The 13,098-nt window shown below is 45.3% G+C and carries 9 protein-coding genes (1 of these 9 only partly in view); 7 read left to right on the top strand and 2 right to left on the bottom strand.

Annotated features, from left to right (window positions below; genetic code table 11):
- Nucleotides 1-41 precede the first annotated feature (41 nt).
- Nucleotides 42-1,322 (top strand): SUMF1/EgtB/PvdO family nonheme iron enzyme, encoded by a 1,281-nt coding sequence (locus tag RUDLU_RS0113415; RefSeq protein WP_019988900.1) that lies wholly within the window; start codon nt 42-44, stop codon nt 1,320-1,322.
- A 50-nt stretch (nt 1,323-1,372) separates the two neighbouring features.
- On the opposite strand, the gene RUDLU_RS0113410 is transcribed toward RUDLU_RS0113415, so the two are convergent.
- On the bottom strand, nt 1,373-1,999 hold the full coding sequence (locus tag RUDLU_RS0113410; RefSeq protein ID WP_019988899.1) for a ComF family protein: 627 nt from the start codon (nt 1,997-1,999) through the stop codon (nt 1,373-1,375).
- A 124-nt stretch (nt 2,000-2,123) separates the two neighbouring features.
- On the opposite strand from RUDLU_RS0113410, the gene RUDLU_RS0113405 reads away from it, so the two are divergent.
- The 5 genes from RUDLU_RS0113405 (at nt 2,124) to RUDLU_RS0113385 (ending at nt 11,047) form a co-directional block, all read left to right on the top strand.
- Nucleotides 2,124-2,492, top strand: a complete 369-nt coding sequence (locus RUDLU_RS0113405) for a hypothetical protein (RefSeq protein ID WP_019988898.1) — start codon at nt 2,124-2,126, stop codon at nt 2,490-2,492.
- Nucleotides 2,493-2,517: 25 nt separating this feature from the next.
- The gene (locus RUDLU_RS0113400) at nt 2,518-5,814 is read left to right on the top strand and encodes a DUF4175 family protein (protein ID WP_019988897.1); all 3,297 of its coding nucleotides are present in this window, start codon (nt 2,518-2,520) and stop codon (nt 5,812-5,814) included.
- An 88-nt stretch (nt 5,815-5,902) separates the two neighbouring features.
- Nucleotides 5,903-7,765 (top strand): tRNA uridine-5-carboxymethylaminomethyl(34) synthesis enzyme MnmG, encoded by a 1,863-nt coding sequence (mnmG, locus tag RUDLU_RS0113395; protein WP_019988896.1) that lies wholly within the window; start codon nt 5,903-5,905, stop codon nt 7,763-7,765.
- 57 nt (nt 7,766-7,822) lie between these two features.
- Nucleotides 7,823-8,707 (top strand): methyltransferase domain-containing protein, encoded by an 885-nt coding sequence (locus tag RUDLU_RS0113390; protein ID WP_027303028.1) that lies wholly within the window; start codon nt 7,823-7,825, stop codon nt 8,705-8,707.
- A 525-nt stretch (nt 8,708-9,232) separates the two neighbouring features.
- Nucleotides 9,233-11,047 carry a tol-pal system YbgF family protein gene (locus RUDLU_RS0113385; protein ID WP_019988894.1) on the top strand — a complete coding sequence of 605 codons (1,815 nt, stop codon included), beginning with the start codon at nt 9,233-9,235 and terminating at the stop codon, nt 11,045-11,047.
- 39 nt (nt 11,048-11,086) lie between these two features.
- On the opposite strand, the gene thrC is transcribed toward RUDLU_RS0113385, so the two are convergent.
- Nucleotides 11,087-12,394: a threonine synthase gene (gene thrC, locus RUDLU_RS0113380; RefSeq protein WP_019988893.1), complete on the bottom strand. Its 1,308-nt coding sequence runs from the start codon at nt 12,392-12,394 to the stop codon at nt 11,087-11,089.
- A gap of 177 nt (nt 12,395-12,571) precedes the next feature.
- Here thrC and pruA point away from each other — a divergent pair, with 177 nt between their 5' ends.
- Nucleotides 12,572-13,098: the beginning of an L-glutamate gamma-semialdehyde dehydrogenase gene (gene pruA / locus RUDLU_RS0113375; protein WP_019988892.1), read on the top strand. Its footprint extends 1,105 nt past the window's final position; the window shows 527 of its 1,632 coding nt (coding positions 1-527); it begins with the start codon at nt 12,572-12,574; the stop codon falls past the right edge of the window.

Below are 13,098 nucleotides of genomic sequence, written 5' to 3'. Positions count from 1 at the left end.
TATTGCCCAATTTTGCAACCTCGATTGACTCAGATACAGCAATGATTAAGAAGTATCACCTTACGCGAGCTATGCTCCAACGTGCAGCGTACGTGTTGTTGGCAACGGCGGCCCTGGCCTCGTGTAAGCCAAAACACCCGACTAGTGTAAAACCCGGTAAGAAGAGTACGGCTACCGGAATTGCCTACAATCAGAAGGATGGTTTTCAGGTAAAGTCATTTAAAGCACCTAATGGTGGCCCTAACCTCATCTTTATCGAGGGAGGTCGGTTTACTATGGGAGCTCTTGAAGAGGACGTGGTGAACTCGCGCGACAACCGCGAGCGGACGGTGAGTATTCAGTCATTTTATATGGACGAAACCGAAATGGCAAACGTCCACTACCTTGAATACCTGAATGCTATTCAACGTGACTCGTCGGAAGAAGTGTACCGGGCGGCTCTGCCTGATACGACGGTTTGGGCCGGTCAGCTTTCGTTTAACGATACCTACGTTACGCAATACCTGCGTTACCCAGGCTATCGGTATTATCCGGTCGTGGGTGTATCCTGGGTTCAGGCGAGCGATTACGCTGCCTGGCGTACTGAAGCTGTGAACAACGAATTGGCCAAAGGCGGTCAGAAAACCAAGAAGAAAGGCGGTGGTTTCTCGCTCAAGCGGAAATCAAAAACGGCTGAACCCGCGCTTGCTGAAGCATCGGCATCACCGAGTGCTCCGGCTCGTATGAGCATCGAAAGTGGCCTTGTACTGCCCGAATATCGTTTACCAACAGAGGCCGAGTGGGAATACGCAGCCAAAGCCATGATTGGTACTCAGTATCTGGACGAGAATCAGGCGAATCAGCGAATTTATCCTTGGGATGGTTCATCTGTCCGGAACCCGAAAAAAGGTAAGAAACAGGGACAAATGCTCGCCAACTTTAAACGTGGTCGGGGTGATTACGCCGGTATCGCAGGACGTTCAAACGACCGGGCTATTATCACGGCTGAGATTTACGAATTTGCGCCTAACGACTTCGGTCTGTATAACATGGCCGGCAACGTGAATGAGTGGGTGTACGACGTTTACCGGCCCCTCTCGTATCAGGATGTGAGTGACCTGAACCCGATTCGGCGGAATGGTTATCTCGACGATTCTAAAAACTACGATCGTAAGAACAACAACTCGGCTATCGACGACAAGGTCCGTGTGTACAAAGGTGGCTCATGGAATGATGTAGCCTACTGGCTCTCGCCCGGTACGCGCCGGTACCTTGACCAAGACTCAGCTACTGCTACCATCGGCTTCCGTTGCGCCATGATTGGCTTGGGTCGGAATCGATAGGGCTCGATATAGAAAGTAAAAGCCCCGGAGCGACCTCCGGGGCTTTTTTATTATCGGGCAGAAGCTATTGTAATAACGCTAACCGCCTTACAACCAGATCGGTGCAGTTCAATTGCACAGGCTTCTATTGTCGCACCTGTGGTTAATACATCATCCACAATTGCAACGTGTTTGCCTATTATTTCATCTGGCTTGCTCACACGAAATACAGTCTTCACATTTAGCCACCGTTGCAAACGATTCTTCCGTGTCTGTGATTCTTTGAAGGCAGTGCGTACCATTACATCGGTACGCATCGGTTTCGAGGTTGCCTTGCTTAATCCTTCAGCAATGCAATCTGCCTGGTTATAGCCACGCTTCCGTAATCTCTTTTTGTGTAGTGGAACCCCAACAAATAAGTCAATTTCATCAATCCAGGGACACTCCGCTTGTAACCGATGGCCGTACCACTGACCAACTGTCACCGCAGCTTCGGTTCGATCTTTGTACTTAATCTGATGAACGAGTTTTTGAACGACGCTACCCTTTGTAAATCGGTAAAATGAAGTAGCATGAGCGACTCTGACTTTACCCGCGAATTTGATGAGCAGCTCGGATTCTATTTCGTGATGATAATTTGTCTCCGGCAGGGTCATCCGGCAGGGTACACAGAGCAACATTTCGTGTTGATCAAGCATCTTTTGACAACCTAAACACGGAGTAGGGTAGAGTAATTGAAAAAAGTCGGTAAAGGCTCTGGAAATAAACCGAAACATAGTCTATGTACGTTAATGGCTTATAAGTTGTATTTTAGTGAAGAATATGGACAATCCTAATACTGTGTCAGTTGAAGACACCGATCGCACCTGGAATTTGCTTCTCGATCAATTAGAAACAATGGTTGGGAAGCGCCCTGCCGACCTTAACGCTGTCTTGTTTTTAATCGGCATTCAGGAGCTGGGAGTTGGGCCTCGTCGATTTTCAAAAGAGCAAAAACAGGATTTGTTACACATTGCTACGTGTCGGGTTTTAAGTCTGTCTGGATATTACGCCTTCGACGGGTATGATAAAGATGGCTGGCCAAGCTGGACATTAGTTAAGCCGATTCCGCAAACTAATCTTGCTGCTCAAGAGTATTTGATTCAACAGCATGTAATTCAATACTTTGAGCAGGTAGTACCCCTATTATGACCTTTACGATTTAACAGCACACGCTATGCAGTCATACGATACCTTACTCCAACGTATTGAGGAGTACAAGAAACGTTATTTTCTGAATCAACTCGTTAAAGGTGCTTTGTTTTTTACAGCTTTGGCGGGTTCGCTGTTCTTATTAATTAACACGGCTGAATTTATTGGCCGCTTCGGGTCGACGGGACGGGCTGTGATGTTCTTCGGCTTTTTGCTTACACTCCTCATCACGCTCTATTTATTCATCCTCAAGCCTTTACTGGGTTTATATAACTTGCGCAAAGCGTTGAGCGATGATGAAGCCGCCCGTCAGATCGGAACATTCTTTCCCGAAGTTGGCGACAAGTTGCTGAATACACTCCAACTTCAACGCATTAGTAGCGCTCAAAGTGATTTGATGCAGGCCAGCCTGCAACAACGGTCACAGCAATTGTTGATTACGCGTTTTGCCAACGCCATTCAGATTGAGCGGAACCGGCGATTTCTGAAACTGGCACTTCCACCAATTGTGCTCATTTTAGGAATTCTATTGGTCAACCCTACCTTTTTCAGTACTTCCTCAACCCGAATTGTCAACTACAATCGTGAGTTTGCCGAAGAGGCACCGTTTCAGTTTGTGTTGCAGAACAAGTCGCTCAATGCTTTTCGCAATGAAGACTTTCCGGTATCAGTCCGTTTGAAAGGTGATGCTATTCCGCAAGATGTGTATCTAGTTACCAACGGTACACGTTTTAAGCTTGAGTCATCAAATTCGGTGTTTACCTACACATTTGATAATGTGCAACGGGATTTGGACTTCCATTTGGAGGCATCGGGATTTAGGTCAGATGAGTACCAGCTAAAATTAATTGACCGGCCAGCTGTTCTGAATTTCAACGTCAAGCTGGAGTATCCGGCTTATCTGAACAAACCCGCCGAACAATTAGCCAACGTGGGTAATCTCTTAATTCCGCAAGGCACTGTGGTAACCTGGAACTTTGTGGCTGATCATACCGATTCACTTTCCTTACAGTTTGGCCAAGGAACTAAGCCCATTATAGCTCAGGAGAATGAGGAAAACGGGTTTACGGCTACCCGTCGGATGATGCAGAATACGGCATTGACGGTAATGCTTAAAAATGCCCAGGTACCGAATCCATCCTCAATCAGCTACGGCATACAGGTGATCCCCGATCGGTTTCCAACCATTTCGGTGGATAAAATTCAGGATACTGTTTCCTACAATGCCATCGCACTGAATGGTCTTATTTCAGACGACTATGGATTTTCGCGTCTGCGCCTGACCTACAAAATTATTCGGAAAGGGAAAGAGTCACCATTTTATAGCAAAGATATCCCGATCAATCGTTCATCGACCTCCCAAAACTTTGTTTACAATTGGTCGTTGGACAGTTTGAAACTCGACAAGGAAGATCGGATTGACTACTTTATCCAAGTTTGGGATAATGATGGTGCCAATGGCCCAAAATCGGCCAAGTCGAGCGCAATGAACTTTGCGATCCCCTCGAACCAGGAGATCCAACAACAAATTGATCAGGCAGCTGAGAAAACTGAACAGCAAATTGATCAGGCATTGAGCAAAACTCAGGAGATCAAGAAAGAGCTCAACCAGATGGAGGAGCGTCTGCGTACGAAAAAAGCAACGGATTTTCAGGACAAAAAGCAGCTCGAGGATATTCTGAAGAAACGCGAGGAGCTTATCGAACAGATAAAACAGCTTCAGCAACAGTTCGACAAAACGAATCAAACCCAAGAGCGTTTTGCTCAGAACGATCCTCAAATGCAGCAAAAATTAGAGCAGCTTGAGAAGATGTTTAAAGACTTAATGGACCCTGAATCGAAGAAGCTTTATGAAGAACTAAAGCAACTACTTGAGCGGAAGCAGGATGATAAGGCAAGCGAAATGCTGGATCGGTTGAACCGTAAAGAGCGAAATACGCAACGCGAGCTGGAGCGGGCCATGAAGATGTTTAAGCAAATGCAGCTGGAGCAAAAGATGGATAACATCATGAATGATCTGGAAAGGCAGGCCCAGCAACAGGAAAAAGAAGCAGAAGAAAACGATAAAGCCAATGCCGATCCAGAGAAACAAGCGAAAGAGCAGGAGAAGGCAATGGAGGATTTCAAGAAGACACAGGAGCAACTGAAAGATCTGGAGAAGCAGGCTCAGAAAGATCAGCTTCGTTCGCCCGATCAACAAGAGGACTCGCAAAAGGAGATTGAGCAGCAAATGCAGCAGTCTAAACAGCAACTCGACCAGAAGCAAAGCAAAAAGGCATCGTCTTCGCAAAGCAAGACAGCAAAGTCGATGCGAAGCATGATGAAAGCTATGCAAATGTCAATGGCCTCGATGGAAGCGCAGGAGTTGCAGGAAAACATGGATGACCTGCGTAATTTACTTGAGAACTTGATTACGCTTTCGTTCAGTCAGGAGCGGCTCATGAAAGAGTTTAGAGGTATCAATTTACAAGACCCTCGTGTTGCACGGCTCTCGCAAGAGCAACTCAAATTACAAGATGATGCCCGAATTGTTGAAGATAGTCTGAATGCGTTGGCTTCCCGTGTAAATCAGATTCAGTCATTCGTAACCCGCGAAATGTCGAATATGAAGTATTACATGGATCAAAGTGTTCAGCAGCTGAAAGAGCGTAAACTGTCGCAGGCTTCGTCTCGGCAACAGTTTGCTATGACTTCCATGAACAATCTGGCCCTTTTGCTCAGCGATGTATTGAAAAATATGCAGCAGCAAATGAATGCTATGGGCGCTCCCGGTTCCGGTTCGAGTAAGGGTAAAAGTAATAATCCTTCGGGCGAAATGGGGGAGATGCAAAAACAGCTGAATGCAAAAATGAGGCAAATGTCGCAAGGGGGGACTACAGGCCGAGCGCTTTCTGAGCAGCTTGCTCAAATGGCTGCTGAACAAGCCATGATTCGAAACTTGCTTAAGAAGTTACAAGAGAATGCAAAAGGAACTGAGGCTGGTAAGCAGATGGATAAACAAGTCAACGATCTGATGGAAAAAATGGATCAGACTGAAACAGATCTGGTGAATAAGCGAGTAAATCAAAATACAATAAACAGGCAAAATGAAATACTTACACGCCTTCTTGAATCAGAAAAAGCGCTAAAACAACAGGATGAAGACCCTAAGCGGCAATCACAAACGGCCAAAGCGCCTAAAGTGAGCTCACCATCTTTCTTTGATTCAATAAATAACAGACCCCAGATTAAACAGGTTGAAGTACTCAGGTCCGTAGTTCCAACGTACAATCCCTACTATAAAAAACAGGCTAACGATTATTTACAGAAAGTAGCCAAATGATTTAAATCCAGAAGCGGAGAACTTTTTTAAAGTTTTCCGCTTTTTTCTTAAAAGTTTCCACGTGAAACATTTTAAGTTTTCCGCAAAAATGCACGAAACATACGACGTCATAATAGTCGGGGCCGGACATGCAGGCTGTGAAGCAGCGCATGCCGCTGCTACCATGGGTTCAAAGGTTCTGCTCATTACCATGAACATGCAGACGATTGCCCAGATGTCATGCAATCCTGCTATGGGCGGAGTTGCAAAGGGGCAGATTGTCCGGGAGGTCGACGCCTTAGGCGGAATGTCTGGAATCATCAGTGACAAAAGTATGATTCAGTTCCGTATGCTCAACCGCTCAAAAGGGCCCGCCATGTGGAGCCCACGCTGCCAGAGCGATCGGAATTTGTTTGCCAATGAGTGGCGACTCGCACTAGAGCACAACGCCAATGTCGACTTTTGGCAGGATACCGTGAGCCAGCTTCTGGTAAAGCACAATCGAGTTCAGGGTGTGCGTACAGATATGGGCCTCGAGTTTATAGCAAAAGCTGTAGTACTCACCAACGGGACGTTTCTTAATGGCCGAATCTTTATTGGTGAAAAGATATTCGGTGGTGGACGAACGGCCGAACGATCTGCAACAGGTCTGACCGAGCAATTGGTCGAACTGGGTTTTGAAGCGGGCCGGATGAAAACAGGAACGCCCCCTCGGATTGATGGACGTTCGTTAGACTATAGTCGAATGGAGGAACAACCCGGCGACGAAAACCCGGGTAAGTTCTCGTATAGTAATACTAAGCCTTTATCGAAACAACGGAGTTGTTGGATAACCTACACCAACAGTGAGGTGCATGAAACACTGAAAGAAGGCTTTGAAAAATCACCCATGTTTACTGGGCGAATCAAAGGATTGGGTCCGCGGTACTGTCCATCCATTGAAGATAAAATCAACCGATTTGCTGATAAAGACCGGCACCAAATCTTTGTTGAGCCGGAAGGGTGGGAGACAGTCGAAGTCTATGTAAACGGTTTCTCTACGTCTTTACCTGAAGATGTTCAGCTAAGAGCTTTGCGTAAAATTCAGGGTTTTGAGCAAGCTAAAATGTTCAGACCAGGCTACGCAGTTGAGTATGATTTCTTCCCGCCAACCCAGCTAAGGCACACACTGGAAACACATTTGGTTGAAAACCTTTTCTTTGCGGGCCAGATAAACGGGACTACGGGTTACGAGGAGGCTGCCTGCCAAGGGCTTATTGCAGGTATAAATGCACACCAAAATGCGTACGAAAAAGAATCCTTTACAATCAGTCGGTCCGAAGGATACATAGGGGTTTTGATTGACGATCTAATAACGAAGGGTACTGAAGAGCCATACCGGATGTTTACCTCAAGGGCAGAGTATAGAACACTCCTCCGCCAGGATAACGCCGATTTACGGCTGACTGAACGGGGATACACTCTCGGACTAGCCTCCGAGAGCCGCCTTCACAATGTCCAGAAAAAGAAGCAAAGTATTGCAGACTTGATGGATAACATACGGGTTACAAAAGTCAAACCTGAAGAAATAAATAGCTGGTTGGGCAATCTGAATAGCGCTCAACTTCGTGAGAAAAGTAGTTTGTACGGCCTGATTAAACGCCCGGAGATAGGGCTGACTGAGGTCGACTATCTATTGCAGTTCTTGCCCGAATACGAGTCTAACGTAAACAACGAAACAATTGAGCAGGCGGTTATTGAAATCAAATACGAGGATTATCTGAACCGTGAACGTACAAATGCTGAAAAGATCAGCAAATGGGAAAACTTGGAAATTACGGCTGATTTTGATTACGACAGATTAAAGGCCTTATCGTTTGAAGGGCGAGACAAACTGAAAAAGCAAAAGCCCGCTACTATTGGACAGGCCTCCCGAATAAGTGGAGTCAGCCCCTCGGATATTTCAATCCTTCTCGTCTATTTAGGTCGTTAGACATCTATCTTTGATCCCGCTTAAACAAGCGGGATTATTTTTTAAGTCGCTATTGATATGAATCAGGAAACGCTGACGAACTGCCCAATTTGCACATCCACTCATTTTTCGACGCATTTAGTTTGTAAAGATTATCTGATAAGCCAAAGCGATTTCACCATACAAGTGTGTAATCAATGCGGGTTTCGTTTTACAAATCCCCGACCGGATTCAGCATCGATAGGCGCTTATTACCAATCCGCTGATTATGTTTCGCACAACGACAGCGGTGGAGGCTTAATCAACAAAGTATATCGTTTAGTTCGCCAATATACCTTGCAGCAAAAGCTTAAGCTTATTAACTCGCTACAAACTAAACCAGGTAAGGTGTTAGATGTCGGGTGTGGTACAGGACTCTTTTTGGAAACATGTCAAAAAGGTGGTTGGTCGATTAACGGTGTAGAACCTGACGCAAATGCACGGACCGTAGCCACCAGTCGTCTGAAAATTCAAATCAAAGCCGATATTGACCAGGTTGTCGACGGGGAATTTGACTTACTCACAATGTGGCATGTCTTAGAGCATGTACCAGACTTGACGGAAACTTTAAAGAAATTAAGAAGCCGCGTAAGGGTGGGAGGGACGCTATTGATTGCAGTGCCAAATTCAGATTCGTTAGATGCGCACCATTTCCAGAATTACTGGGCAGCATACGACGTACCACGTCACCTGTCGCATTTTACCCCCCCAACGTTAAAGAAACTTGTAAATGAGGGCGGTTTTATTTTCAAAGAAATGCACCCTATGTACTTTGACGCCTTTTATATCAGTATGCTCAGTACAAAATATAGAGATGGCCGTACAAACTGGTTAGAAAGTATCTATCAAGGATTACGGTCAAATATACGTGCTAGGCGAACTGGTAATTACTCCAGCCTCATCTACGTTTTCCAAAAGCTGTAACGTAACGTCTACCCCAAACACACGATACAGACAAGCCCTGAAGCATTGCTTCGGGGCTTTTTTATGCCTGTTTATACGAATCCAGAAAAGGTCAATCTAAAATTAAAAATGTTAAAATTTTGAGTGGAAAACCATGTTGATAACTTACACTTAGAAGTGTATAAACGTGATCTTGATCAAGTGCGGAATGTGTACAACCTAGGAGTTATCCTGAACTGTGATTATCCACAACAATAGTGTAGAATAACTGTCCCGAAATCAACGGCCCAACGACACGTTTTCGTCCGTCGCATTTTGTGTAAAAATGAGTTTGGTTAATAAGTGCAAAAGTGAATGTCGCAATTGTGCATAACTTGTTAATTCACTGATTAACAATACGTTCAAAGTGGATAATAAAATAACAATGTGGGATAACTATGTTGAGAAAATAGCCGTTATTGTTAAGTAAGTGTGGACAGTTTATCTTTCCACATATCCACAGCCTTAATGGTTTATAATAGTTAAAGAAATTAATTAAATTAGAAAATGAAAAATAGGTTTGTGTATATCCTGTTGCTGGGTGTGCTACTTGTCGGGCAAGCTCAGTGGTGTCTGGGTCAATCCTCAGCTGACCTGGCCGACGAGTATTACAAAAAAGAAGAATTTGAAAAGGCGGCCAATGAATACGCAAAGCTGTTGAAAAACCAGGTCAACTGGCCGACAGCCTTTCGGTATGTGAATAGCCTATTGCGGGTAAACAAAAACGAAGAGGCCGACAAGTATCTGAAAAGACAGGTACGGTCGGAGAATGAGAATAAATATCTGTTTGAAATTTTGACAGGGTTCGTAGCCAGCCGGGGAAGCGATACGTTGGAAGTGAACAAGCGGTTCAACGCGGCTCTGAAAGAAGCCCAGAAGTCGGTTGCCAGAGCAGAACAGTCGGCAATTGCCTTTTCGGATATCAACGAATCGAAGTGGGCTATCAGAGCGTTGCTAACAGCACGCGAGTTGAGCAAAGATAATTCAGCCTACAGTGAAGAGTTGGCAGGCTTATACCGCGCTACGAGCCAAAATGAAAAATGGCTCGGTGAGCTATTTACCTTAAACCGGTTTCCCGAAAAGCGTGAAAAGGTGATGGCCTCCTTGCAGGGAGTTATCAACACTAAGGACGAAGAAATGTTGGAAAAGGCATTGTATGCACGCGTTCAGCAGGAGCCAAATGAACTAAGTTATACCGATCTACTTACCTGGTTTTTTGTACAGAAACAAAAATTCAGCCGGGCCCTGCTTCAGGAGAAAGCAACAGACCGGCGGCTCAAGTTGAACGGTAGTCGTGTGTACGATCTCGGTAACATTGCTTTGAACAACAAGGAATACAAAGTTGCCGCAGATGCTTTTGACTACGTTGCTACGACCTATCCACAGGGGCAGCTGTACCCGTTTGCCCGGCGATTGACAATTAACGCTCGGGAGGAACAAATCAAAAATACCTATCCCGTTGACCCGTCTGAAATCCGGAAGCTGATAAATAGTTACCAGAGTATGCTTCAGGAGATTGGTACTAATGCCAAGACGCTGGATGCGTTACGTAGTACAGCAAACTTGTATGCCAACTATTTAGATCAAAAAGATACAGCGCTGACAGTTCTTGATTTAGCCATCGAAATGGGGAAAACCGATCGGAATTTTGTGGATAAGTGTAAGATCGACAAGGGCGATATTTATCTGCTTAAGAATGAGCCCTGGGAATCCACATTGCTTTATTCTCAAGTGGAAAAGTCTCAAAAAGAGGAGCAGCTGGGCCATGAAGCAAAGTTGAAAAACGCTAAGCTGCATTACTATAGCGGCAACTTTATACTGGCCAAGGAGATACTGGATATTCTGAAACTAGCTACTTCCAGAGAAATTGCCAATGATGCCGAACAATTGGGCCTACTCATTCAGGACAACACGGGAATGGACAGCACGGGGGCTGCAATGCGTGATTACGCGGCCGTAGAGCTCATGCTTTTTCAAAATAAGCTGGAGGGTGCAGTTACGTCATTAAATGCAATGCAGACAAAATATGGCTCACACATGCTGGCGGACGAAATCCTTTGGTTGCGCGCAAACACCTATTTGAAGCAGGGTAAGGTCGACAAAGCAATGGAAGACCTCAAACAAATTACGGCTTCACACGGCCAAGATATTCTGGCCGATGATGCCCTGTTTATGCAGGGTAAAATTTATGAAGAGCGACTAAAGGATAAAAATGAGGCCATGGCAATTTATCAAAAGCTACTCACTGACCACTCTGGGAGTATCTACGTTGCCGAAGCCCGAAAACGTTTTCGAAGTCTTCGCGGTGATGTAGTGAACTAAACTAATGGGGCCAATCTGATTCAGATTGGCCCCATTAGTTTAGACGGTTTGTAAAAGTGCTTCTTTAAAATCCGGGTAACTGGGCGGAATCTGAATAGAATGCTTTTCTCGGTTTGCCAGCACAGCAAGCCGATCAGGTACATGAACAGGTACAGACAAAACCTCCTCAACTAAAGGTTTGAACTTAGACGGGTGTGCCGTTGCCAAGGCAATACCACAAACATCAGGATTAGTAGAAGCTAAATACTGCTGCATTCCCATAATACCAATTGCGGTATGTGGACAGCTTACATACCCGTAAGATTTATAAATAACCTGCATGCCAGCTCGCGTTTGTTCATCGTCGAAATAACAACCTGAAACTTGAGCTTTTACAACATCAAACGAATCGCCGTAGAGGTGTTTTAGACGTACGAAATTGCTGGGAGCCCCTACATCCATTGCATTTGAAATAGTAGCGACAGAATCTTTCGGAGCATACTCTCCAGACTCGAGGTAGTCTGGAACAACATGATTAAGGTTGGTAGCGGCAATAAAATGGTGAACAGGAAGCCCCATTTTTTGCACGAGAGCCCCCGCGCTCAGATTACCGAAGTTGCCACTTGGGGTGCAAAAAACAACCGGTTTTTGGTGTTGAGCCACCTGTCCATAAGCACTTACATAATAAAAACCCTGCGGAATCAGCCGAAAGATATTAATCGAGTTAGCTGACGAGAGCGCAAACTGCCCAGTTAGTTCAGGATCAAGAAAAGCATGCTTCACTAAAGCCTGACAATCGTCGAACGATCCTTCAACCTCAAAAGCCTGAATATTTCCACCGAGTGTCGTTAATTGCTTTTCCTGTAAATCACTAACTCGTCCCTTGGGGTACAAAATAGAAACGCGAACACCGGGAACATTGTGAAAACCCATGGCAACAGCCCCACCTGTATCACCCGAGGTAGCAACAAGAATGTGAACTTCTGAGTCCCGCTTTTTTGAAAAGTACGACATAAGCCCGGCCATATAACGAGCACCTACATCCTTAAAAGCGAGTGAGGGGCCATGGAATAACTCCAGTACAGAAAGTTTTCCATCTTCAAGAGAAACGACCGGAGTTTCAAACGGAAAGGCCCGGTGCGTTAACTCTTGCAAGTCGGCATCAGAAATCTCGTCGCCAAACAAGGCTTTACTGATCTGATACCCAATATCAGCCAGTGTTCCAGAAGCAATTTTCTGGAAGAAAGCCGAACCAAGATTTGGTAAATGGTCTGGCATATATAGCCCCTTATCGGCTGGCAAACTATGAAAAAGGGCATCTTGAATGGAAACGGTTTTCTCCGGGCTATTTGTACTATAAAAGCGCATGATACTCAGGGATAAGGCGCGCAATTTACAAGGTTATCCACATTGGATTAGTTAAAATGTGGGTTATAACCTTGAATTAGTGAAGATATTCGCCCTAAGGGATAGCATTCCCACTAAATTGTGTTATGCCTCGTAAGTGAGGTCAAGAAAGTATATTTGCCCCAAAACACTTCAACTATGTCATTCGGAACGTTTCAAATTCCCACTCCACAAAACGAGCCCGTAAAAGAATACCGCCCCGGCTCACCCGAACGCAAAGCAATTCAGCAGGCATTAGCCGAGGCACGGAACCAGGAAGTGAACATTCCGATGTATATCGGGGCCGAAGAGGTTCATACAGATACTCGAATTCGAATTGCCCCACCGCACGATCATCAACATACGCTTGGTCATTTTTCAGAGGGGGATGCCTCGCATGTTCAACAAGCCATTGATGCCGCATTAGTTGCAAAAGAAAGCTGGGCTAATTTACCCTGGGAACACCGGGCCGGCATATTTCTGAAAGCTGCTGAGTTAATTGCTGGCCCGTATCGGGCAACCATCAATGCCGCCACGATGCTCGGGCAATCAAAAAACGTGTTCCAGGCCGAAATCGACTCGGCATGCGAGCTAATTGACTTTCTACGATTCAACGTACAGTATGCTGCCGAAATTTATGGTCAGCAGCCTAAGTCAAGTCCTGGGGTCTGGAATCGGTTAGAATA

It is taken from the genome of Rudanella lutea DSM 19387 (assembly GCF_000383955.1).
Lineage (GTDB): Bacteria > Bacteroidota > Bacteroidia > Cytophagales > Spirosomataceae > Rudanella > Rudanella lutea.
This window is presented reverse-complemented; position numbering and strand designations above follow the sequence as displayed.

Bases quoted from the DNA above. Each gene is read 5' to 3' on its own strand.
- RUDLU_RS0113415 (WP_019988900.1), top strand. From the start codon at position 42: ATGATTAAGAAGTATCACCTTACGCGAGCTATGCTCCAACGTGCAGCG.
- RUDLU_RS0113410 (WP_019988899.1), bottom strand. From the start codon at position 1,999: ATGCTTGATCAACACGAAATGTTGCTCTGTGTACCCTGCCGGATGACC.
- RUDLU_RS0113405 (WP_019988898.1), top strand. From the start codon at position 2,124: ATGGACAATCCTAATACTGTGTCAGTTGAAGACACCGATCGCACCTGG.
- RUDLU_RS0113400 (WP_019988897.1), top strand. From the start codon at position 2,518: ATGCAGTCATACGATACCTTACTCCAACGTATTGAGGAGTACAAGAAA.
- mnmG (WP_019988896.1), top strand. From the start codon at position 5,903: ATGCACGAAACATACGACGTCATAATAGTCGGGGCCGGACATGCAGGC.
- RUDLU_RS0113390 (WP_027303028.1), top strand. From the start codon at position 7,823: ATGAATCAGGAAACGCTGACGAACTGCCCAATTTGCACATCCACTCAT.
- RUDLU_RS0113385 (WP_019988894.1), top strand. From the start codon at position 9,233: ATGAAAAATAGGTTTGTGTATATCCTGTTGCTGGGTGTGCTACTTGTC.
- thrC (WP_019988893.1), bottom strand. From the start codon at position 12,394: ATGCGCTTTTATAGTACAAATAGCCCGGAGAAAACCGTTTCCATTCAA.